Below are 23,193 nucleotides of genomic sequence, written 5' to 3'. Positions count from 1 at the left end.
TTATATATAAACATATCCCGCATGTTTTTAAAATTATTTTTTGGAAAATGGAAGTCATTACATCTCCCGCCCGCGATCCTGGCAGCGCAAAAAAACGGCCTCCTCGCAAGATGCGAGCGTAGGCCGTTCGAGTGGGGAGAAGCGCTTAACCGTGCAGCAGCGATTCCGCGCCGTCGATATAAATGGGCGTTCCCGTTATATGATTTGACTCATCCGACGCGAGGAACAGAACCAGATCGGCGACCTGATCCGGCTTGCCCGGTCCGCGTTCCAATGGCTGATCGCCCTTCGGAAACTCAACGGGGATCGTTATCGCCTCCAGCTCGGGCTCCCGGTGCGTGTTCTGATCAATATGAGTCGTTATCGCTCCAGGACAGATTGCGTTGACACGGATCCGGAACTGGGCCAGCTCAAGCGCCGCCATTTGCATGAACGCGACCTGCCCTGCTTTGGATGTGCTGTAAGCACTCATCCCGAAGTTGGAAAATACGCGGTTTCCGTTGATGGAGCTGGTGATGATAATACTTCCGCCCTTTTCCTTCAAGGACGGAATTGCATACTTGACCGTAAGGAAAGTACCCTTCAGGTTTATGTCGAGCGTCGTACTCCACTCCTCCGGCGTCATCGTTTCAATAGGCGTCAATACGCCGTTGATGCCGGCATTGGCGAATACGATGTCCAGCCGTCCCCACCTGGACGCCGCATCGCGTACAGCACTCTCGATATCCGCTGCCTTGGAGATGTCGGCTTCCAGGGCCAGCGCTTCGCCGCCCGCCTTCTCAATCCGGCCTTTCACCTCGCTCACCCGGTCTGCTTTCAAATCAACCAGAGCTACCTTGGCGCCTTCTTCCGCCAGCCTCAGCGCAGCCGCCCGGCCGATTCCTGAGCCCGCTCCCGTCACGAGCGCAACTTTGTCCCGCACTCTACCAACCGCATTCGAATGTGCCACTATATAAACGCCTCCTTTCGCTTTCAATCCGGATCCTTATGCAAGCTGGACTCCGGACTGTTAGACAAAGCTGTGCATTACCTTTTACCCCAATTGTTATTTCCCAAAAACAGGACGATTTGCGGCGAACTCCTTTAAAAGATGGTAAAATCAAGGAGACCATCAGTAACGGGAAGAAAAAAAGCGAAGGAGTCTGGTATGTCGAAATCCGATAATCTTCTCGCCGTCTTATGGCTGCTGTCATCGCGTAAACGGATGACCGCCGCACAGCTGGCCGAGGAGCTCGAATTAAGCGTCCGTACCGTGTACCGGTATATCGACGCCCTATGTGCAAGCGGGGTGCCCGTTGTCGCCGAGCCGGGGCACGACGGAGGGTACAGCTTGCTCAGCCATTTTGTAGAAGCCCCACTCTTCTTCGATGAGGATGAGCGCAAGTCCATAGTCCATGCCGCACTCTTCGCAGAACAGGCCGGTTATCCGCATAGAGATGCGCTTGACCGCGCTTTGAATAAAATCAAATTATATACAAACAAGGAACAGCTTGAAGCGCTAATGCGCCATACGAGAGGATTTAACGTGCTCGCTCCGCTTGTCAGCGCCCCGGCTCCGGATGAACCGGTACTTCGCCGCCTTGAACTGGCTGTAGCCGACAGCCTTTCCGTGACGATGGATTACCGGAAGAGCGAAACCGACGAGACTACGCGCCGCGTCGATCCATACGGGCTCGTCCACTGGAGCGGCAAATGGTACTTGGTTGCTTACTGTCATCTCCGGGGTGAAATCCGCAGCTTCCGGATTGACCGTATCAGTGCCTTGAATGAAAACGGCGAGACATTCGAACGTCCTCATCCTTTCTCGGCCGGCGATTACTTTATTGAAAGGCTCCGGCCTAAGGCCCCGCCCGAAGAAACGTTAACGGACGTGCGCATTGAAGGAGAGGCGGACGCCGTAAGGCATATATGCGAGAGCGCGTATATGCGCTTCTTCCTGCGGGAGCAATCGGAGGGGAAGGCACTATTTCAGCTTGATGCCGCCATGGTGTCGCGTTACCTGCCGAATATGCTGCTCCCGTACGGGTCATCGATTCGCGTCGTTGAACCGCAGTCTCTTCGGGAGGAGCTCGCCGCAACTGCGGCAGAGCTGGCCCGCTTTTATCAAGCTGACCTTAACAAGTGACTTTCAAAGTGGAACTCACCTTTATATGCAACATTCTCCCTTGCCCGCCCGTTAAAAAGGTATTCCAGGATATAAGGCGGTTTCTATGCGGCGACTCATTCTTTTCATTCTTACCGTAATCTTGTTATCCGCCTGCGGGCATGCTAATGATAACCCCCAGCTTGCGTCTGGCATGCAAGCACGTGAGACAGCCTCACTTGCCGCTGCAAGCGGGCCCCCGGCAAGCAGTGTGTCGACCTTGAACTCCGATGAGTTACACAGTATAAAGGAGAAATTATGGTCAAACTTAAAAGAGTTTGAGCGGTGTTATTCCATCAGCTTCATAGGAATAGGTATAGGGCAGGATAATATTCATATCATGTTACGCAAATCCGGTGACTTTGAACAACCGCTGACCGAGGAGGAGATTCTGAGCTTTAAGCAATCCATGTTCGATTATGTGGGCAAGGAATTTCCTATGAATCTGGAAATCAGTAATTGCTGCGCGCTGAATGCCAACATTACCGGAAAGATCACGAAGATCGAAGGGGATCGGATTCTTGTCATTGATGACCACAAAAAGAATGGCAATACGGATAACCCTTATGCGGTCTGGCTTACTTTAACCGAGGACGGCAAAATTCTTCATCCAGGCAAATTAATGGGTAGGGACCGGGATAAACTTCAAACAAATCCGATTCTATTTGATACTTATGCGAGTGGTTAATGATTGTTCTTAATTGATTTTTGGTAAGAGGTAGCCCCAACAATCTATGATGAATTCCTTCATTGATCTCGATCATTTTAGATAAAGACATGAGCAAAAACCCGCCCAAAACACTTAACATTATGACTATAATGTTTCCTGAAACAATCCCTAGCACGGACCCAAGAATTGCAATAATGAAACCAAATAAATTTTGGATTGAGGACATGTTCAAGCTTAATCACTCCGATTTTCCATTTCGTGTTTTTCCTTATATTCAGTGTTTATAGGCTCTAAGCTTTTTATGTATTTCTTCACTACTTCTTTAAGGAAAACATCCCAAATGATCATTAAGAAACCTGATGTAATTAAAATAATTGCTAATCTATGAGCCCCCACCCCTTCAATTTCCCTCAGAGATGTTCCAAATTTACCAGGAGGATCACTCCATCCATTTACGTTGTTCATGTTAAGTGAAGCAGCGATACGAATTCCAACGTAAAGAATGATACCGCTTATAAAGAATATTCCGCCGGCAATTATATTCTTCACCTTTTACCTCCTTCGTATTTCAATTTAGTATATAGGTTCAGCACAATGGATATTGCTAGTACAATAACCGGCGAAGAAAGACTAAATACCAGAAGATCATCATTAAACTCGGAAATTGTCTCTCCCAGTGTTAATGCCCTTCCATCTTCGTCGCCCGTAGGGAGATAATATAAATAATGATCTCCGATTAAATCAGTGTATGAGAAAATCCAATACATGATAAAGGCAATGAGAGCCAAAATTAACGGAATCGTCTTTGTAGCTCGCTTTATAATAATATACCGACACATGAGCGCTATCGCGGATGAACCTAAAATAACTGTAACGAATTCAAACTGACTAAAATATATATTCTTTAGGATAAGCAATAGAATACTTGTAAATAAAGCAGCTGCAACTATAATCAATATTCTCATTAAACCCCGCCTGTCCTCCGAATTTGAATATGCTAATAAAATCCGAGCTAATCAGTTTCATTTACTAGCAAAATCTTGAATCTTTTTACCGTTTTGGAGTCGATCTCTAAATTGTCCTTGAGTGAATTCATTAATCACCTTGTTCCAAAATATCTGGGCTGGTTTGTTGCTCTCTAATTGATAGACTTCCCATTGCCCCTTGTGAAAATTAAATACTTGTTTAGCTGCCGATTTACCAATTCCTTCATTTCTATATTTCTTCATTATAAAAAACTCCGCAATTGAAAAGTATTTTCGCTCTTCTGCTTCAATAAATCTTACTAATATAAAACCCACATATTTATCATCTTTCTTAATGACATATGGAAATCGATGATTTGTTTCTATCCAATAGTCTTCCAAATATGGATATGCCCCAAATAATCCATCCTCTTCAACATCACATTTTATAAATTCGGAAAAATCATAAATATAAAATTGCATTAGATTCCTTATAATATCTTTATACTCTTCAGATGCGTGAATTAATTCAAAATTCATGCGAAGTTACCACCTTATTGTTTTTTAGTACTCGGGCTTCTATATCAAATTTCATGATTACCTCGTTTTTGCTTAGTGCAGTCTATTTCTCCTTAGTCTTTGTAGTTTAAAATGCTCTTTATCTCTTCAATATCTTTTTGAGCCCTGCTATTTAACGACCTTTTGTCCTTAAGCGCGAGGTCAGTTAATTCATGCCCTGGGTCAAGTATCAACGGACCCGACACAATATCTTCAAGTATACGAACAACAACTCTGCATGCATCAAATAGTAAGTCGTTAGAAATCACTTTCCTACAAGTCTTTAAGATACGGATAATACTCTCAGCGTACATTAACTTTACAACGCTATCAGAACTCATAACATGCTTCTGTGTAAATGAAACCACGTTCTCAAGAATAGATTTATCTTGATAGTTACTCGAAATCAAGCCCAAGCTATTAACGGCATCCCAATCCCGTATAGAAAGTTTAACCGTATAAGTTCTAATTAATTCTTTAAACCACTCTATTTCCGTTTCTTTGGAAATACCATAGCTCCTGTATTCCTCCAAGTTTCCTTCACGATGCATATGAACGAAACTACCATGGTAATAATTAAATAATTCTTGTGCTCTTCTGTTTTGATCGTCCAACGGGATCACTACCTTATTTTTTTATAACGCCCTTTAGTCTTGCCTGTGATTCATGTCTTCAAAGTCCTTCAATAGCTTTTGCTTTTTAAACTCATCTCTTAAATTTTTAATATATAGAATTATAAAATCCTTACTAGAAACAACTAACACACCCAGTATTCCAAAAATAACACACCAAGTCCCTAACCAATAATTACTGCCTAAATCAATTTCATAGTTTTGCGGACTATATGACCCTGCAGCAGCGGCTTGAAAGGCTGCTAAACCAAGCATTGGAACAAGTTCTTTAAACAAATTTGAGATTGCAATTATAAATACACCAAGCAAAATAAATATAAATGAAAATATTATGCCTATCTTTTTCATTTACACACCCACCTCAACTAAAATCGGCCATCTTTAAGGTTTTTTACGGATTTTCTCTATTACGGATAAAGTCCGGAATCCTACTCATAAGTCTATCTGGATTTTTCTTAAAATCACTATCCCTCATAGATAGCTCTTATCGCTGGATGTGCCCGGCTAATTCTTCCCTGGTACTAAATTACTACTCCAAGTCCACTTCTTCTACTCCGGCCCGGATCAAGGAGTATTAGCGACGTAGTTGAATACGATTTTATATGACGCCACCGCTTCTTCGAGTGTTCCCTCAAAAGTCCTTATTATCTACTATTATCCTGTCATTCTTTGTATTCGGTTGTGATATTACTAGAAATTCTATATCTTTATCCGACATATTAAATACTTGATGCGGTACTGTAGGTAACACTTGAATTCCTTCATGTTCTTTAAGAATATACTCGATCCCGTCCACTTCAATAGCCATTGTTCCTGAAAGAATAAAAAAAAATTGCTTTGATTTATTATGTAAATGTCTTACCTCGCTTGTAGCTGCCGGCATTCGTTCATGTATAATACTTCTGTCCTCTTCATTTATCAGTCGCCAACCGTCACAGTTATTACCCCAAATATAATGTTCTGCATTATTTCTACTTATCATTTTATCAGTCCTTTAATGGTCATTATGAAAAGCTCTTGAAAAGTCATCAAAATAAGATATTTGCGAGATTCTTCAAGTATTCAACAAAAAGCTGTAATTTCCTTTTACTGTTATTGATTTACCGCCTCATAACGCAAGATGCCAGAGCTTACGCTACAGCATCTTGTTTAACTATTTCCCCTGCGGGAAGCGTGAAAGCGAACGTCACGCCTCCCCTCTCGTTCCTGGGCTTCACAATGGCGAGTCCGATACCGGTACCGCCGCTTTCCCGGGTACGCGCTTTGTCTACACGGTAAAATTGGCCCCAGATGCGCGGGAGCTCCTCCTGCGGAATGGGCTCACCCTCATTATGGACAGAGAAGCGCCATCCGCCCGCCTCCCGGATAGTCGATAAAGTGACCGTTCCCCCTTCCGGGGCATGCCGCACGGCGTTGGTCACCAGATTAGTGAGTACTTGGCCGATCCGGAACCTGTCGGCCGCCACTTCGATGAATCCATTCTCTTCTTCCGGAATAGACATTTCGACTCGGATATTTCTTCCCGCTCCAAGCGCTTCCGCGTGCTCGGCCGATTCCCTCAGCAGCTCCGCGGCATCGAAGGGCTCGCTGTTCAGCCGGTATTGTCCGGCTTCAAGATGGGACAGGTCGAGCATATCACCGACAATGGCGGACATGCGACGCGTCTCGTCCAGGATAACCTCCGCGTACCTCTCCCGCTTGGCTCCGGCACCGATGTTGTCCTGCAAGCCCTCCGCATACCCTCCGATCAGACTTAGCGGCGTTTTGAGCTCATGCGACACCCCGGCCACAAAATCGCGACGCATCCGCTCAAGCGCTTTTCCCCTCTCGATATCCTCCCGCAGCTTGTCGTTCGCTTCATGAAGCTCAGCGAGTGCCCCTTGCAGGTTATCCGCCAGAAAATCGAAGGTCTGCGCCAGCTTGCCGATCTCGTCCTTGCGGCGCCACCGGATGCGGGTGGAGAAATCGAGCGATGCCAGCCTTCCGGCGAGTTCGTTCAAGGATCGGAGAGGTCGGGTAAGAATACCTGCATATAGGAATGCGAGAATCGGCACCAGAACGAACGCGATTCCAAACGCATACCAAGAAAAATCACGGATGACGCTGGCCGCGCCTATGACCGGCTGCAGTGAGGAAATGGCAAACAATAAGGTTCCGTTTCGGTTCCCGTCGGATTTGACCGGAGAGACGACGATAAGTTGATCGCCACCGAAAAAAAAGAGGATGAGGAGATTCAAGGAATCCTTCATCCTCTTTGTGGCGCTTACAAGCAAGTGGCAGGCAGAACTAAGACTTCAGACAATCCGGTCATACTGCCGCGGCAGCAGCCCGTTCTTGTCGCCGCCGGTAGCGCGGATCGCATGCGCCGCCCAGTACGGATCGTTCAGCATACCCCGTCCGACCGCTACAAGATCAGCATCCCCATTGGCTACTACGGATTGGGCAAGCTTCGGGTCATCCAAACTGCCGCAGGCGATGACGGGCACGCCCAGCTCATCCTTGATTTGGCGGGCAAACGGCACCTGGTAGCCGGGATAGTTACCAGGCTTGCGCTTGCCTGCAGGGCCTTCCCCTCCGCTGCTCACGTTGAATATATCCACTCCCGCATCACGGTAATGCCGGGCCATCTCGATGGCATAATCAATATCATAACCGTCGTCTACATACTCGATCGCAGAGATCCTCATTAGCAGCGGCATATCTGAAGGTAATTGAGCCTTGACCGCCTTTACGACCTCGACGCCAAACCGCCACCGCTCCCGTCCGTATTCATCGTCCCGGTTATTAATCGACGGCGAGTGGAACTGGTGGATCAGGTAGCCATGAGCCCCATGCAGCTCGATCGTGTCCACTCCGGCAGCCACCGCTCTTCGCGCGGCGTCCCCGAACTTGCCGACCATCGCACGAACCTCATCGGTCGTCATAGCGCGCGGTTGTTTATACTTCTCGCTGTACCGGAGAGCCGAAGGACCCACCGGCACCTCCGCATTCTCGGCCTTCCGGCCGGCGTGGGCGATTTGAATGCCGATCTTCGCTCCGTACCGGTGCACACCGTCAATCACTCGGGCAAACGCCGGCACTTGTTCGTCCGACCATAAACCGAGATCGTAATTACTGATGCGGCCGTCCGGTTCGACATCGGTCATCTCCATTATGATAAGGCCGGTACCTCCCACCGCCCGCGATATATAATGCACGTCATGCCATGCATTCGGCTTGCCGTCCTTGGCCTCCACGGAATATTGACACATCGGGGGCATTACGATGCGGTTGCGCAGCGACAGGCTTTTAAACGTAAAAGGTTGGTTCAAATGAGACATAATGCTCTCCTCCTCAATATATTTTTTAAAGTTACTTGTTAATATAAAGACATTATACACAAAATGAAGTTGTAAACATAAAAAACCGCAGGATCATACCCGCGGCCTTTCACATTATATTAAGATTAACCGACTATACCTCACTGCCGACCAAAAGCCTTAGGCGTCTGCCCCGTAATGCGTTTGAAATGCCGGTTCATATGGCTTTGATCCGCAAATCCGACGGAAGCCGCAATTTCGCCCATCGTAAACGCTCGGCTGCGGATGAGCGACTTTGCTCGTTCCACGCGCAAGCAGATAAGATATTGATGCGGCGTAAAGCCGGTTGCTTGCTTGAAAAGACGGGTCATATGCGACGAGCTGACGCTGGCGCAAGCGGACAGCTCATCGAGCGAAATGTCGCGGTCCAAATGCGAATGCATATACTCGACCGCCCGCGCGACTTCGCGGTCAGCCATCCGGCTTGGCTCCTTAGCTTGCTTTTGTCCTGCCGGTCCGTATTGCCGGAGTAGATGAACCGTAAGCAGATTGGTTAACGAGTCCATGTACAGCTGGCCGCCAAGTCCGCTCTGGCCGGCCGCATCAACAAGCCATTGACTGAGTTGGAACAGCTTCGGATCATTCGCCCTGAGCTTATGCCGCAGCTCGGTGCTGCCGGAGCCCGGCGCTTCAATTTGCTGCGCAACCTGACGTACATAAGCCGGTGACAGGTCCAGCCTCACGAAGGACAGCTCGCTATCCCAGCTGCAGTAGCTTCGCTCGCCCGCAGAAAATACATTAATATCGCCTGCCTTTGCAATTCCTTTGGCTTTAAGCCCGTCGCCGCGTTCCTCAACGCCGACGGGCTGTGGCGTCATATGGATGACGATGAGATGCGCAGGTAAGCCTGTTCGTCGGCCTCCTGCGGAGCGACCCCTTCCCATTTCGTGAGCGATAGATGCTGCCAGCCGAGTGGCTCGCTGCTTAGGATAAGCCCGCTTGGCAACGCCTGCGGTTGATTAACTGACTGCCCCGCCACTTCTGCGCTCACCTCGGATCCTATTATTGTTGCTCGGTGGCAATTTGCCAGCGCACACCGAACGGATCTTCAAGCCGTCCGAACATCGTTCCCCAAAACATCCGCTCGAACGGCATGATCACTTTTCCGCCTTCCGACAGTTTCTTGAATGCTTGTCCCGCTTCCTCGTCTGTCGCAAATTCAAGCTCAGGTCCATACCATTACCCCGATCGACCGGACCCGAATCCGCCATGTAAAACCGCTGGCCCGCTGCCTGCAGCACCAAATGCATAACGCGATCCTTCATGCTTTCCTCAGCATGAGGCGCGTCGCCGTATGTCTTCACGTCCACAATTTCCCCGCCGAGCGCATCCGCGTAGAAAGCCGCCTGACTGCGGGCATCCTCGCTGAATATATAAGGCCTTAATTGTGCCATTCGGTTATCTCCTCCTGAGATGAAATATATTATCCACATTATTGATGACCGATCTTATTTATATGATATTACGTCGTCTTCAGCTCTTCATCGAAGGTCATGACAGAGTTAGCGCTGATAATCGTTCCGACGTCGCTGCCCTCGCAGATCGCTTTCATCGAACCCGGCGTGTCGAAGTTGAAGACATGTATCGGCAAATGATAGTCTTTTGCCAGAATAAAAGCGGAGGGATCCATTACTCTCAAGTTCTGGCGCAGCACGTCGTCATAATGGAGCGAGCGGTATTTTACCGCGTCCGGACAAGTCTTCGGGTCGCCGCTTAGCACGCCGTCTACTCCCTGCTTCGCAACAAGCAGCGCGTCGCTGTTCACTTCAATCGCACGCTGAACCGACGGATAGTCGGTTGTCACATATGGCTGACCGTTACCTCCGGCGAAGATAACCATATAACCTTTCTCCAAATGGTGTATCGCCCTCAGCCGAATGTAAGGCTCCGCCACCGCAGAGATTGGTATCGCGCTCATGACGCGGACCTCTTTATCCGTCTTCGATTTGAGAACACCACGCAGCATGAGGCTGTTCACGACAGTGGCAAGCGTTCCGATATTGTCAGCCTCGGCGCGCTCGATTCCCCAGTTCTCCGCAAGATTGCCGCGAAAGATATTGCCGCCGCCAATGACAATCCCAACCTCGACACCCATCCGGGCGACCGCCATCATTTCGCTGGCGATATGGTTCAGCCTCTCCGGATCAAAACCAACCTCGCTCCTGCCGGCAACCGCACCGCCGCTCAACTTGATCAGTACTCGCTTATACCTTCTCATTCGCCTGCACCTCCGGCTCCCGCCATAATAAAAAAACACCAAAGCCGGTTAGCCTTGGTGTTTCACAGAGGAGGAAAGGAAAAATAAAAAAGTCCGCTTCCGGTTAAGCAGCAGCTTTCTCATTCTCCCACCCCCTGCATATTAGTGTTCAGACAAGATTTTATCCGATCGGAGACGAGGTTGCAAGTGCTAAGTTCATCCTATTTTGTACCGAGCTGCCCGTAAATCCGCTTAAGCAGTGCGACCGACAGCCGTTCGAGCTCCTGAATGCGCTGAAGAAGGTGCACCGCACGCGCTGACTGAGCCGGATCGCCTGGCTGCCCGCCTTCCGGAAAAGGGAACATATCGCACAGTTCGTTAAAAGGACCGCCCATGCTGCCGTAAAGTTCCGCGGCTTCCCCTAACCACGCCCGGATCTGCTCATCTCCGGGGTGCGTGCCCGCTTTCCATAATTCGGTCATCTCCATAAGAAATTGTTCGGCATAACGACGGGCATCCCGGACAACCGCGGCATTATATGCATTTCCGTTCGGCTCAACCTCCCCGCCGCGCAAAGCACCGCACCACTCATCATAGGCGGCAATTCCCCGTGTCACTCCGGCCTGCGCCGGTTCATCTCCGTTGTAATGGCCCAGAATCATAGCCAGCGCGCGGCGCAAGCTCTCGCGCACTCCGATATCGGACCGATCGTCTTCAACCGACAGGACGAACAGGTCTTCCAGGAAGCCTCTGCCCAGATTCGCGTAAGGGAGCGTCTTGGCATGGCCGTATTCCATTGCCTGCAGCTCGCGCTTGCCGTCGTCATACCCGTAAATGAGGGAGAACTCCGGCATAAACAAGTCCCATGCAATAACTGGAAAGCCGCGGTCAAGCGACCTGTGGATCAAGGAGAGCGCCTCCGGCAGCGATTGGTGGAGCTGGCGCTTCTCCATCGCGGCGGCGGTTAGCAGAGACGGATCAGCGAGACTGGCATTAGGCCCGTGCTGCGGTTTCATGCCCGAAACGGAGATTGCACGCAGTCCGAGGCAGCGCAGCCCTTCCGTCAGCACCTTGTCAAAATCATAAGCGGTCGGCCCCGCGATGTGCACCTCTTTGGCGACAATTGAAATGCGGAAAGCATGGCCTGTAAGCCCCATCGCCATGGCGAAAGACAGCTGCTTCTGCCCGGTATGCCGGAGCAGCCGGTGCAGCACGCCTGCCACGCTCGTCCAGGATTCCTCCCCGCAGGGCGCATTGGTCACCTGCAGCGTTACTTGCTTCATCGACCTCAAATCCTTTCGGCTGTTAACGTATTGGTCGACGACGACGCGAACTCGTTCCTGTACGACTTTCCTACGGGAGCGGGAAATGATCTGATAGACGTTCGCCTGCGATACCCGGAACAGCCCGGCGATTTCATTCGGCGGCAGTTGGCCAAAGAAATGGGCTTCGAATATTTGCCGCTCGCGCACATTCAGACAGCGCAGCAGACCGGTGATCGTTTCGGTCATTTCCTTGCGCAGCAGCTGCTCTTCCGGATTCCCGTAAGTCCCCGCCTCAGGGGTTCGGCGCACGGATAACCGGTGCAGAATAGCGTCCATATCGCCCCACCCTCGGTCATCGTGAACCTCTTGGCCGGCATTAAAGCGCTGCAGCGAGACAAACGTCTGCTCCTTGGCATTCATCTTTCGCCTAAGCTGCGAATACGCCTGATTGCGTACGATCCGGTGCAGCCAAGGCAGGAAACGGGCTGTATCCACGAGCGTACCCATATGAAGAAAAGCGCGAACAAGCGCATCCTGGACGATATCCTCGGCCGTAACCGCCTCTTGGGTAATCGTCTGCGCATAGCCGTAAAGCTTGGCCCTATGGCGGCGAATGAGCTCGCCGAACGCTTCGCTGTCACCTGTCCGGGCGAGCTTCACGAGCTCGCCGTCCTCCATCTCCTCAGCCGGATCTTCTGCAGTCTCACCCGCCTGATATTCCAGTTCTTCCAACTTTACGTCGTTCAGTGTGTTCACCCCGCAATCGTCGACCTTGTATATAGACGCTTTAAAGATTGATTTTCTGACAACCGGACTGCTGCTATTCTCCAGGGATCAGATGGCAAGATTCAGCAATCTTTCAGCCACAACCGGCCATCCTCAGTGTTATAATCACATGGAACAAAAATAGGAGGGAGACAACTTATGAAAATACGCAATTCATTCATCATCTCATTATTAGCAGCAGTGATAATTATTGGAGGCTGTTCCGCAAGCAATTCCTCCAACCCGGCAACCAGCAATAATACCTCACCGGCGACCGGTACATCTACAGGCACCGACGGCGCGGAGACCGCGGACGACAGCGGGCTGACCCAGCAAGTCACCCAAGGGCCCTACTACATAACCGATACCAGCGAGCTCTCTGACGGCAACCTGAACTATGACAACCTGACAGGCAGCAAAATCAAGGTGCAGGGTTACGTCTATGCGGGAGCCACGGGTACAACACCTGTCGCCGGCGCCAAGATTGAAATATGGCATGCAGACGACGGAGGCAGCTACCACCCCAATACCAATGGATCGGCAAATAATTTTTCTGCCGATGAGCTGTCGCTGCGCGGCTATGTACTGACAGATGCGAACGGTTACTACGAATACACAACTATTTATCCGGGTGAATACACGGGACGTACGCGCCACATTCATACCAATACAACCGCAGACGGTTACAAAGGCGTAATTACCCAGCTGATCATCCCGAGTCTCGAAGGCGACCAAATGCCCGCCTCCGAGGACAATATTGCCCAGAGCTTGCCCGCGTACAACCAAGTCACATTCACTACTGTTGACGGCGTGCCAACCACTACATTCAATTATCGAATCGCCACTAACTAGTATATGAGCAGACAGATTACCCCGTATACGGTTATCTTTGCCATTGCAGCCGCAGCAGTGATCGCAGGCGCGGTATACAGCTTGACTCCTAAAAGCGCTGCCGGTGAAACAGTCATTTCGGGCAGCGGCAGGAACGCCCACGGGCAGCTCGCCAACTACTCGACCAGCGGCACGAGCAGCACAATCGATATCCCCGAGAAAGTCGCGCAGGTAGCGGCGGGCTTTGATCATTCGCTCGCGCTCACTGAGAATGGGACGGTGTACGCTTGGGGCGATAATACCTACGGTCAAGTCGGCATTGACAGCGCTAAGGGCATTGTCAGCGGTCCGCAAAAGATTGAGGGGCTGCCATCAATTATCAAGATTAGCGCAGGATTCCGCCACAGCATGGCGCTCGATAGTAACGGCAATGTTTGGGTCTGGGGCAATAATATCGCGGGTCAGCTTGGGACGGGCGACCGTGCTGATCTGCGCAAACCGGTCCGAATCAGCTTGCCGGGCAAAGCCATCAGTATAGCCGCCGGGCACCGCTTCTCGCTGGCGACGCTTGAGAATGAGAAAGTTTACGGCTGGGGCGCCAAGTGCGCGAAAGACACTAAACGGACGTTTGCCGAGCTCATGCGGCTGATCGGCCAGTCGGCAACCGGTATTAGCTACTATGTCGATGCCAATGCCGATCCAAGCAGCAGCGACACGCAGGAGCTCTGTGAATTTCAGGGCTTTGTGGCCGTGAGCAGCCTGACACCGATTGAAATTCCAGAACTGGCGGGCAGCATCCAGATCGTAGCGGGCTTCGGCCATGTACTGGCGCTTCAGGCTGACGGCACAGTCAAGTCCAAAGGCTGCAATGCTTATGGGCAGCTTGGCTATCCGACAGCGGATATTGTACCCGCCGAGACAATTCCGGGGCTGACAGGCATCGTGGAGCTTGCAACCAGCACACGTCATTCCATGGCGCTGGACAAGGGTGGAAAAGTGTGGGCGTGGGGCGCCGATAACAGTGGACAGCTGGGCAAAAATCTCGGTAATCTCGAAGGGGTCTTCGTACCCGAAGTCGTTGACGGCCTTCCGGCAATTACCAGTATCGCCGCCGGCCACGACTTCTCGCTTGCGCTCGATGAACAGGGCCGCGTATGGGCATGGGGCGTTAATAAAAACAGCCAAGCGCCCGGAATCGAAGCGGCCGATTACAACTCGACCCCGAAACTAACCAGTATTGCAGATGAAACACAAATTGCAGCAGGGGGAGCCTTTGTACTGGCCTATTAAACCATGAACATAACCATTAAACGAAAAACAGTTTCCTTTTTATCCCGGAATGTCATTGTTCTGTCTATCGTCAGCTTTTTTACCGATATCGCTACCGAGATGCTCTATCCGATTATGCCGCTGTATCTAAGCGATATCGGTTACGGTGTTATACTGATCGGTTTGGTAGAAGGCATTACGCAGCTTGCCGCCGGTGTCATAAAGCTGCTCAGCGGCATCTATTCCGATCGCCTGCAGCGGCGCAAAGGCCTCGTGAACATCGGCTATACGATTTCAGCTCTCGCAAAACCGCTGATGGGGCTGTTCCCGACTTATTGGGCGATTTTCGGCTTTCGTCTGCTTGACCGATTCGGTAAAGGGGTACGTAATGCTCCGCGAGACGCATTGCTGGCCGATGTTTCCACCCCTGTTAACCGCGGCCGGGTATTTGGCTTTCACCGCGCTGCCGATACGCTTGGCGCCACGCTCGGTCCATTGATTACCCTGGCGATTATGTACTATTACAGCGAGAATATTCCGCTTATTATCGGCCTGACCGTTATTCCGGGTATCTGCGCAATTATTGCAGGATGGTTCATTAGAGAGCCAAAGGCAAAGTCGGAGCTGCCCACCGCTGAAAAAGGCGGTATGAAAGGCTTATACCTGCGCCTGAAGACATACTACAGAGCGGCCTCATCCGATTATAAGCGCGTGTTGTATCTCATTTCGGTTATTACGCTGATTAAAAGCACCGATATTTACCTGCTTCTCAGGGCCCGCGAGCTCGGTCTCAGCGATCTTCTGATTATTAGCGCCTATGTGGCCTACAATCTGACAGGCACGTTCATTATCTACTATCTTGGTTCGCTCAGCGACCGGATCGGCTTTGCCAAAACCTTTGCCGTCGGCGCGCTTTCACTCGGTGCCGCGTATATGCTGCTAAGTCAGAACGAGCTGCCGCTCCTGCTCGTCTTTGCCGCCTTCATCATTTATGCCGTTTTCCAGAGTGTATACGAAGGCCTTACAAGCGCCTGGATGTCGCTCCATATCAAGCAGAAAGACCGTGCAACCGGTCTTGGCGTTATGATGACCTTTCAGGCGGTCGCGACACTCGTCGGAACACTCGTAATGGGTCTGGCCTGGGCGGGCTTTGGCGCTAAAATTGTCTTCGCCATTACAGGTTTGCTGGCGGTTGGACTTGCGGCATACCTGTTCTTGACCAGGCAGCGCGATTATGATAGCGAGACTGATTTTGGACGCAAACCTTACGTAACGGATATCAAGGCGCTGACGATTGAAAATGACAATTTCCGCACCGCAATCTGGACCGGTCAGCAGCTGCAGGTCACGGTTATGTCCATCCCGGTCGGCGGCGAGGTTGGCCTGGAAGTGCACAGAAATATCGATCAGTTCCTCCGAATCGAGGACGGCGACGCCCTCGTGCAAATGGGCCCCCGTGAAGATGACCTTTCCTTCGAGCAGCAAGCACAAACGGACAGTGCCATTATGGTTCCAGCCGGCATGTTCCACAACGTCATCAACACGGGAAGCAAGCCGCTTAAAATTTACAGCATTTACGCGCCTTCCGAGCATCCATACGGTACGATCCATAAGACTTCGCATGAGGCGGACCGTGAGGAACTGGCCGAATTGTTGGAAGACGACGATTGACAATTTATGGCTAACGCCGTCCTTTGGAGGCGAAGTAAGTTTCTTCCCTCACAAATATCAGAAATGCCCGCGAAATCTTATACTTTCTAATATTTCAAGAAAAGAGGCCTGACTTTCGTTAGTCGAGGCCTCTTCTTTTGCTATAGTTATCCAGCAGCTGAGTAAGCTTACTAGCCGTGTCGTAAGTTTCACTCGGCATTTTGATCGTGATTTGCAGGTCGGGGTTGTCGTTTAACTGGAACGATAGATGGTTGAATATAAGAGTCCCGGCTTCCGGATGCTGGATTACGTTCTCGCCCTCGGGCGAATTCAATACATCATGCTGCGGCCACCACTCGTTGAATTCGGCACTGACCCGGCTAAGCGCCTCGATCATATCCGCCCACCACGGATCTCCTGCAAAGCGGCCGTAACTTGCGCGAAACTGCGCGAGCCTGCGCCTCGCATGCCCTTCCCACCTATCCGCCAGCAGTTCCCGCAAGGAAATTGAAGTGAACGCACACCACACCAAATTCCGTTCGAGAGCAGACATCGTCTCATAATCGCCGAATACCGCGCAAGCCGCGCGGTTCCAGCCGACGGCGTTCCAGCGCGGATCAGAGACGATAGCCGGACTGTTTCCAAGTCCGTCCAAAAATTGCCGCAGCGTAGGGCTGATCCGGATATCCGGCGATTCCGGATACGGCGGCGGCTGCCGCAGCCCGAGCAGGAACAGATGACGGCGCTCATTAGAATCCAGCTGCAGTGCCCGCGCCAAGCTTTCCAGCACCTGCGCGGAAACTTGAATGCTGCGCCCCTGCTCCAGCCACGTATACCAATCAACGCTTACACCAGCCAAGCTTGCTACTTCCCCGCGTCTTAGTCCCGGCGTCCGCCTCCGGCTGCCTGTGGCAAACCCGAACTGTTCGGGTCTGAGGCGATGCCGCCTGGTTTGCAAAAACCGGCCGAGCTCCTTTAGGCGGTCGCTATCGCTGTGAGCCAGTTCCACTGCCTTTCACCTCCACTGTCGAAAGACCGCTACCAAGGGAGCCGCAATCCTAGGATAAACGGTCAACTCGTAGTCTGCTTCCATCCATTATACATTATGGTTACGACACAGTTAATGAAAACCGCTGTTCTGAAAGGAGATGTGTAACATGCCGCACTCAGGATTACTTTCTGCAAATATCATTCAGGAATCGAGGCGCAAACGGCTGCTGCTCGTCGGTTTATCCTTCGGTTATTTTATGGTCATTCTCGATACGACGATAGTAGCAATCGCGCTTCCGTCCATACGCAGCGATCTCGGAGGCGGGCTGGCCGGACTTAATTGGATTGTGAATGCCTATACGATCGTTTTTGCGGGTTTGCTGCTGACGATGGGTTCCCTGGCCGATCTCCGGGGGGCCAAACGGACGTTTGTGTTCGGACTTATTGTGTTTGCCGCAGCTTCGGGACTCTCCGCCGCATCTCAATCGATCGGGATGCTTATCGGCCTCAGGGCTATGCTTGGTGTCGGCGGCGCAGCGATGCTCCCATCCGCTTTATCCATTATCTCACAATCGTTCCCGGTGCCTGCCGAGCGGGCGCGGGCGCTTGGAGTCTGGGCTGCGGTTACCGGCGTAGCCATGGCTGCCGGGCCGGTTCTCGGCGGTCTTCTGGTGGACTCGGTGGGGTGGCCGAGCATCTTCCTTATCAATATCCCGATTGCGATTATCAGCTTGTGCATTGTAATACCGCTTGGCAAGGAAACGGAGCGGCGCACGCATGTACGGCTTGATGCTGTCGGCCAGCTGAGCGGCATCCTTGCCGTCACTGCGCTGACGTTCGGCCTTATCGAAGGGGAGGTGCTCGGCTGGGCATCCCCTCTCATGATCGCTTCCGTTGTTATCACCATCGGCGGAACCGCCGTATTTATCCGGCATGAAGCTCGAACCGTAAGCCCAATGCTCCCGTTATCGCTCTTTCGCAACGCGAAGGTCTCTGCCGGAATGGTTGCAGGCTGGGCCATTAATTTTGGCTTGATGGGGATGCTGTTTATCCTGACTCTGTTCTTCCAGCAGGAACAGGGCTATTCAGCCTTAATGGCGGGACTTACTTTCCTGCCGCTCACTATTCCTCCTGCGATCGGACCTATTCTCACGAGCAGAATTATTAACCGCGTAGGCGTGAAAATTCCGATCGTGGCCGGGTTCCTGCTGGCAGCAATCGGTACACTGCTTCAATTCCAGCTGCTTAACACCGCGCCGGGTAGCGGCGCGCTAAGCGCCATCGGGCTTTTCCTCTTTGGCTCCGGAGTGTGCTTATCCATCCCATCGTTAATTGTGGCAACAGTTGCAGCCGTTCCGGCTGAACAAACCGGTATCGCCTCCGGGGCGCTTAACACAAGCCGCCAGCTGGGATCGGTCATTGCCGTTGCGCTGTACGGGCTGATTATAAGCGTCAGCGCGACGTTTACTTCGGCGCTGCAAACCGTCCTCCTGTTAACGGCCGCAGTGCTGCTTGGCGGAGGATTGCTATGGCTTACAGTTCGAAACCGGTAGCGCCGCCTGTATTGAGGAAAGCAGTTGTGGACCAACAACGAAAAAGTGGCTTGAGCAGGTGAAGTACCCTGTTCAGCCACTTTTTCGTTTTTTGCCAAACTTCTATTTATTTCGTTCCGATTGCTCGATCTGCACTTGGCTTGCTAACGGGTTCTGCCCCGCTGCGGTCGTCCGGAGGGCGAATTGCCTCCACCGCCCCGGCGGTTTCCTTTGCCGGCCTGCGATGAGGATCTTCCCCGGCCGGGCGATGGTGAACCTGACCTCGGACGCTCACGCGATTCCGTGCGTTCAGACTCTCCTGAACGTTCACGCAAATTCGGGAATTGCGGCGCGCCTGCACGACCGCGCGCCGCTCCGCCTTCGGCGCGCTCGCCTGCTGCGCCGCGCCGCGTGCCGCCTGTGCGGCCGCGCGCATCACCACCGCGCGCCGCTCCGCCCTCGGCGCGCTCGCCTGCTGCGCCGCGCCGCGTACCGCCTGTGCGGCCGCGCGCATCACCACCGCGCGCCGCTCCGCCCTCGGCGCGCTCGCCCGCTGCGCCGCGCCGCGTACCGCCAGTGCGGCCGCGCGCATCACCACCGCGCGCCGCTCCGCCCTCGGCGCGCTCGCCTGCTGCGCCGCGCCGCGTGCCGCCTGTGCGGCCGCGCGCATCACCGCCGCGCGCCGCTCCGCCCTCGGCGCGCTCGCCTGCTGCGCCGCGCCGCGTGCCGCCAGTGCGGCCGCGCGCATCACCGCCGCGCACCGCTCCGCCCTCGGCGCGCTCGCCCGCTGCTCCGCGCGCTGCGCCCCACTGGAACGCGTCGCCTGAATCTGCTCCGCGCCGCCCAGATCCGGCGCGTTCGCGCGGCTCCGCCTGCTGACGCGATCCGCCGCGGCGCCCGTCGCCGGCCCGTTCGCGCGATTCCGGCCGCTGCCGGCCCGGCTTGTCCGACCGTCCCGCAGCTGACGGCCGCCCAAAATCCCGTTCCGCGCGTCGTCCGGCAGCTCTCCCGGATCCCTCGCGGCTGAGCCTCACGCCTGTGGAATCTCCCCTTGAGAGGCTGCCGTCAGACTGCTCCCGCAACAGCCTTTGGTCGATTCCCCGCTCGATTGCGGCCAGCTCAAGCCGGTCTTTAGCCGAGACAAGCGTGATTGCCATACCTTCGCCGCCCGCTCTTGCCGTACGTCCGATCCGGTGAATGTAGCTCTCCGCATCCTGCGGGATGTCGTAGTTAAAAACATGCGTTACGCCTTCGACGTCAAGTCCCCGCGCTGCAACATCCGTCGCTACGAGCAGCTGCAGCTTCGCCTCGCGGAATCGCTTCATCACCTGCTCGCGCTTCGCCTGCGACAAGTCTCCATGAAGCTCATCGCTGTTGTAGCCCGCCTCCTGCAGCGCTTCGTTCAGTGCGCTCGCCCGGCGCTTCGTCCGGCAGAAGATAACCCCCAAATAAGGGCTCTGCTCATCAATCAAGCGGCGCAGCGTTTCCTCCTTCTTCCGGTCAGTCGTCTCCACCACAAGCTGGCGGATTCCTTTAACCGTGACCTTCGGCGCTTTTACCGTAATATCCTTCGGCTCGAGCATAATTCGCGAAGCGAGCGACCGAACATTGCCGGGCATCGTTGCCGAGAAAAGCATCGTTTGTTTCCGGTACGGCATTTTGCTGAGGATTTCCTCGACTTCGTTCAGAAATCCCATATGCAGCATTTGGTCCGCTTCATCCAGCACGAGCATCTTGACGGAACCAAGCGAGATCGTCTCGCGGCGTATATGATCAAGCAGCCTTCCCGGTGTCGCTACGACCATATGAACGGCGCGCTGCAGCTTGCGCATTTGCGCCTCGACATCCTGCCCGCCGTAAACGGCCAGAACGCGAAATTCGTTCTTGGAGGCAAGCCACCGTTTAAGCTCTGTCGTAATTTGCAGCGCAAGCTCCCGCGTGGGGGTTAAAATAAGCCCCTGCAGCTCATCCTTCTCCGGATTAAGCTTCTCCAGCATCGGCAGCAAAAAAGCGAGCGTCTTCCCTGTCCCCGTCTGCGCCTGGCAAATGACATCGCTCCCGTTCAAAATCGCGGGAATAGCCCCTTCCTGAATCGGGGTTGCTTCATTTATACCGCCATTGCTCAGAGCGGCGACCCGCTCCTTCGCTATACCTAACTCCTCAAAACCTGCCAATACATCCACCTCATTTTATAGTTAAACCTTCCGTTACAAAACAACCGGCTTTTCCTATCGTACCACAATACCGCCTTTTGCATGTAACGAAACTTCCCTCAATCAACCAGTACAGAATAATGGAACTTCAAACGGCCTTCATGTTAAGCTTATATGCTGAATTCATCAGGGTTAGCAGAACCACCATACCCCCGTATTGAAAAGGAGGGCCCTGTGCGCATTCAAATGGTCAAAATGGAAAATCGGCGCTGTTTGTGCACTTGACTTACAGTCATGTTCCAGGTGATGCGTACGCGTGCGAATCCTTCAATTTAAACTGAACAAGGCTGCAGCGGCCCCGGCTCAGCCAAGATCATTTTTTAATGAAAAAAATACAAGGACATGTACAATTATTTTCATATATAATTAATAGTGATACACTATAATAGGTTTATATTCAAATCGTAGGGTATAAGGACGGTAGAAATGAGTAACAGACAAACTAAAACAGACGTTATCTTAATTGGTGCCGGCATCATGAGTGCTACTTTGGGATCATTGCTGAAAGAATTAGTGCCGGACTGGGAAATTAAAGTGTTTGAGCGGCGCGAAGGCGCAGGAGAGGAAAGCTCTAATGAATTGAATAATGCGGGAACGGGGCATTCTTCACTGTGTGAGCTTAACTACACCGTCGAACAACCGGACGGATCCATAGATATCAGCAAAGCGGTAAAGGTTAATGAAGAGTATCAGGTTTCGAAGCAGTTTTGGTCTTATCTTGTAAACAGCAATCTTATTCGTAATCCGCGGGAATTTATTGTGCCGGTTCCTCATATGAGTTTCGTACAAGGGGAACAGGATGTAACATTTTTAAAGAAACGTTTCGAAGCGCTGTCTAACAATCCGCTGTTTCAAGGGATGGAATTTTCCGATGACCCTGAAAAACTGATGGAATGGATTCCGCTTATGATGAAAGACCGGGCACTCGATAAACCTGTAGCGGCAACAAGAATCGAATCCGGAACTGACGTTAACTTCGGCGCTTTAACGCGCACTCTGTTCACCCACTTAAAGAGCAAAAAAGTCGATATCAAATTCAAACATAACGTCGATGATATTAAACGTGCCAGCGACGGCTCGTGGGAATTGAAAGTGCGGAATGTGGACAGCGATACCGTCGAACGCCATACTGCAAAATTCGTCTTTATCGGCGGCGGCGGCGGAAGCCTGCATTTGCTGCAAAAATCCGGTATTCCTGAAGGAAAGGGTATTGGAGGATTTCCGGTAAGCGGGCTGTTCTTGGTGTGCCAAAAACCGGACATAGTAGCGCAGCATCGTGCAAAAGTATACGGCCAGGCTCCGGTCGGTGCTCCCCCAATGTCTGTTCCGCATCTTGACACAAGGTATATCGACAAGAAAGAATCGTTGTTCTTTGGACCGTTTGCCGGCTTCTCACCGAAGTTTTTAAAATACGGTTCAATGTTAGATTTGGTAACTTCGGTAAACACCCAAAATCTCGCAACCATGATGGCGGCAGGCGTAAAAAACGTTTCATTGACATCATACCTGATCAAGCAGGTTATGTTATCAAAAGAAAAGCGCATCGAAGCTTTACGGGAATTTGTCCCGAACGCCAAGAGCGAGGACTGGGACTTACTGGTAGCGGGCCAGCGTGTGCAAATTATTAAAGATACCGCTGCCGGCAAAGGAACACTTCAATTTGGTACGGAAGTTATTAGTGCCGCTGACGGCTCGATCGCAGCGTTGCTCGGCGCTTCTCCGGGCGCTTCTACCGCCGTTTCCGTCATGCTTGAGGTAATCAAAAAATGCTTCCCGCAACAAATAACGGCGTGGGAGCCCAAAATTAAGGAAATGATTCCGACTTATGGTGTCTCACTGGTGAATAACCCGGAGCTTGTTCACGAAAATCATGCTTCAACAGCGCGGACGCTTGGTCTAAGTGAAGGCCTGCCGTTACAGAAAGCACGCCGAACCGTATCATAAATAACGAAGTTTCGAAGTAAACTTCGCAGCCTGTCATCTAAAGTCCTTGATCTTCAAGGACTTTTTTGTTTGTAAGCATAACCTTGCCAATTTAAAAGGACGGCAATCTCCAGCAGGCTGCTTGAATTTTTAACTTTACTATTTTTACCGCAATCCCTTATACTTTATAAATATTTCCACGAATTCGGAGAATCCTGGGGGTCATCTATG

24 protein-coding genes are annotated in these 23,193 nt (G+C 51.9%); 7 read left to right on the top strand and 17 right to left on the bottom strand.

Going from position 1 to position 23,193, the window contains the following annotated elements:
- Window positions 1-145: 145 nt before the first annotated feature.
- Complete coding sequence (locus tag KZ483_RS02590; protein ID WP_220351230.1) at window positions 146-949, bottom strand: SDR family oxidoreductase; 804 nt, start codon at window positions 947-949, stop codon at window positions 146-148.
- A gap of 198 nt (window positions 950-1,147) precedes the next feature.
- Between KZ483_RS02590 and KZ483_RS02585 the strand changes: the two genes are divergently transcribed.
- Window positions 1,148-2,125: a helix-turn-helix transcriptional regulator gene (locus tag KZ483_RS02585; RefSeq protein ID WP_220351229.1), complete on the top strand. Its 978-nt coding sequence runs from the start codon at window positions 1,148-1,150 to the stop codon at window positions 2,123-2,125.
- A gap of 358 nt (window positions 2,126-2,483) precedes the next feature.
- Window positions 2,484-2,831: a hypothetical protein gene (locus KZ483_RS02580; protein ID WP_220351228.1), complete on the top strand. Its 348-nt coding sequence runs from the start codon at window positions 2,484-2,486 to the stop codon at window positions 2,829-2,831.
- Between the two features lie 216 nt (window positions 2,832-3,047).
- Here the strand turns inward: KZ483_RS02580 and KZ483_RS02575 are convergent, their stop codons facing one another.
- From KZ483_RS02575 to KZ483_RS02515, 14 genes are all read right to left on the bottom strand, one after another.
- Entirely contained in the window at window positions 3,048-3,362 is a 315-nt protein-coding gene (locus KZ483_RS02575) for a hypothetical protein (protein ID WP_220351227.1), read from the bottom strand.
- Window positions 3,359-3,778: a hypothetical protein gene (locus KZ483_RS02570; RefSeq protein ID WP_220351226.1), complete on the bottom strand. Its 420-nt coding sequence runs from the start codon at window positions 3,776-3,778 to the stop codon at window positions 3,359-3,361. Before KZ483_RS02570 ends, KZ483_RS02575 begins: the two co-directional genes overlap by 4 nt.
- Before the next feature lie 57 nt (window positions 3,779-3,835).
- Window positions 3,836-4,318: a GNAT family N-acetyltransferase gene (locus KZ483_RS02565; protein ID WP_220351225.1), complete on the bottom strand. Its 483-nt coding sequence runs from the start codon at window positions 4,316-4,318 to the stop codon at window positions 3,836-3,838.
- Window positions 4,319-4,410: 92 nt separating this feature from the next.
- Window positions 4,411-4,950, bottom strand: coding sequence for a hypothetical protein (locus tag KZ483_RS02560; RefSeq protein ID WP_220351224.1), 540 nt, complete (start codon window positions 4,948-4,950; stop codon window positions 4,411-4,413).
- Window positions 4,951-4,983: 33 nt separating this feature from the next.
- Window positions 4,984-5,316, bottom strand: a complete 333-nt coding sequence (locus KZ483_RS02555; protein WP_220351223.1) for a hypothetical protein — start codon at window positions 5,314-5,316, stop codon at window positions 4,984-4,986.
- Between the two features lie 283 nt (window positions 5,317-5,599).
- Window positions 5,600-5,950 carry a cupin domain-containing protein gene (locus KZ483_RS02550; RefSeq protein ID WP_220351222.1) on the bottom strand — a complete coding sequence of 117 codons (351 nt, stop codon included), beginning with the start codon at window positions 5,948-5,950 and terminating at the stop codon, window positions 5,600-5,602.
- A 148-nt stretch (window positions 5,951-6,098) separates the two neighbouring features.
- The gene (locus KZ483_RS02545) at window positions 6,099-7,205 is read right to left on the bottom strand and encodes a sensor histidine kinase (protein ID WP_220351221.1); all 1,107 of its coding nucleotides are present in this window, start codon (window positions 7,203-7,205) and stop codon (window positions 6,099-6,101) included.
- Between the two features lie 57 nt (window positions 7,206-7,262).
- Window positions 7,263-8,288 (bottom strand): NADH:flavin oxidoreductase/NADH oxidase, encoded by a 1,026-nt coding sequence (locus tag KZ483_RS02540; RefSeq protein WP_220351220.1) that lies wholly within the window; start codon window positions 8,286-8,288, stop codon window positions 7,263-7,265.
- A gap of 140 nt (window positions 8,289-8,428) precedes the next feature.
- On the bottom strand, window positions 8,429-9,145 hold the full coding sequence (locus KZ483_RS02535) for a helix-turn-helix domain-containing protein (RefSeq protein WP_220351219.1): 717 nt from the start codon (window positions 9,143-9,145) through the stop codon (window positions 8,429-8,431).
- Window positions 9,142-9,306, bottom strand: coding sequence for a hypothetical protein (locus tag KZ483_RS02530; RefSeq protein WP_220351218.1), 165 nt, complete (start codon window positions 9,304-9,306; stop codon window positions 9,142-9,144). The genes KZ483_RS02535 and KZ483_RS02530 overlap by 4 nt, the downstream gene beginning before the upstream one ends.
- 23 nt (window positions 9,307-9,329) lie before the next feature.
- Window positions 9,330-9,428, bottom strand: a complete 99-nt coding sequence (locus KZ483_RS28870) for a hypothetical protein (RefSeq protein ID WP_397376144.1) — start codon at window positions 9,426-9,428, stop codon at window positions 9,330-9,332.
- Window positions 9,425-9,721 carry a VOC family protein gene (locus KZ483_RS02525; RefSeq protein ID WP_309568632.1) on the bottom strand — a complete coding sequence of 99 codons (297 nt, stop codon included), beginning with the start codon at window positions 9,719-9,721 and terminating at the stop codon, window positions 9,425-9,427. Before KZ483_RS02525 ends, KZ483_RS28870 begins: the two co-directional genes overlap by 4 nt.
- Before the next feature lie 68 nt (window positions 9,722-9,789).
- A complete protein-coding gene (gene pyrH, locus KZ483_RS02520; RefSeq protein ID WP_220351217.1) occupies window positions 9,790-10,545 on the bottom strand; it encodes a UMP kinase in 756 nt (251 codons plus the stop codon).
- Between the two features lie 200 nt (window positions 10,546-10,745).
- Window positions 10,746-12,545: an RNA polymerase sigma factor gene (locus KZ483_RS02515; protein ID WP_258881512.1), complete on the bottom strand. Its 1,800-nt coding sequence runs from the start codon at window positions 12,543-12,545 to the stop codon at window positions 10,746-10,748.
- A gap of 168 nt (window positions 12,546-12,713) precedes the next feature.
- Here KZ483_RS02515 and KZ483_RS02510 point away from each other — a divergent pair, with 168 nt between their 5' ends.
- Genes KZ483_RS02510 through KZ483_RS02500 form a run of 3 tightly spaced genes read left to right on the top strand, consistent with a single transcriptional unit; the run spans window position 12,714 to window position 16,325 of the window.
- Window positions 12,714-13,406, top strand: a complete 693-nt coding sequence (locus KZ483_RS02510) for a dioxygenase family protein (protein ID WP_220351216.1) — start codon at window positions 12,714-12,716, stop codon at window positions 13,404-13,406.
- Window positions 13,407-13,409: 3 nt separating this feature from the next.
- The gene (locus KZ483_RS02505) at window positions 13,410-14,675 is read left to right on the top strand and encodes an RCC1 domain-containing protein (RefSeq protein WP_220351215.1); all 1,266 of its coding nucleotides are present in this window, start codon (window positions 13,410-13,412) and stop codon (window positions 14,673-14,675) included.
- 3 nt (window positions 14,676-14,678) lie between these two features.
- Window positions 14,679-16,325, top strand: coding sequence for an MFS transporter (locus KZ483_RS02500; protein ID WP_220351214.1), 1,647 nt, complete (start codon window positions 14,679-14,681; stop codon window positions 16,323-16,325).
- 118 nt (window positions 16,326-16,443) lie between these two features.
- On the opposite strand, the gene KZ483_RS02495 is transcribed toward KZ483_RS02500, so the two are convergent.
- A complete protein-coding gene (locus KZ483_RS02495) occupies window positions 16,444-17,313 on the bottom strand; it encodes a helix-turn-helix transcriptional regulator (RefSeq protein ID WP_309568631.1) in 870 nt (289 codons plus the stop codon).
- Between the two features lie 148 nt (window positions 17,314-17,461).
- On the opposite strand from KZ483_RS02495, the gene KZ483_RS02490 reads away from it, so the two are divergent.
- On the top strand, window positions 17,462-18,847 hold the full coding sequence (locus tag KZ483_RS02490) for an MFS transporter (RefSeq protein ID WP_220351213.1): 1,386 nt from the start codon (window positions 17,462-17,464) through the stop codon (window positions 18,845-18,847).
- Window positions 18,848-18,990: 143 nt separating this feature from the next.
- On the opposite strand, the gene KZ483_RS02485 is transcribed toward KZ483_RS02490, so the two are convergent.
- The gene (locus KZ483_RS02485) at window positions 18,991-21,000 is read right to left on the bottom strand and encodes a DEAD/DEAH box helicase (RefSeq protein ID WP_220351212.1); all 2,010 of its coding nucleotides are present in this window, start codon (window positions 20,998-21,000) and stop codon (window positions 18,991-18,993) included.
- A gap of 465 nt (window positions 21,001-21,465) precedes the next feature.
- On the opposite strand from KZ483_RS02485, the gene KZ483_RS02480 reads away from it, so the two are divergent.
- Window positions 21,466-22,983, top strand: coding sequence for a malate:quinone oxidoreductase (locus KZ483_RS02480; RefSeq protein WP_220351211.1), 1,518 nt, complete (start codon window positions 21,466-21,468; stop codon window positions 22,981-22,983).
- Window positions 22,984-23,193: the final 210 nt, after the last annotated feature.

The organism is Paenibacillus sp. sptzw28, from assembly GCF_019550795.1.
In the GTDB taxonomy this organism is placed as follows: domain Bacteria; phylum Bacillota; class Bacilli; order Paenibacillales; family Paenibacillaceae; genus Paenibacillus_Z.
The sequence above is the reverse complement of the archived record's forward strand: the minus strand, read 5'-3'. Positions and strand labels throughout refer to the sequence as shown.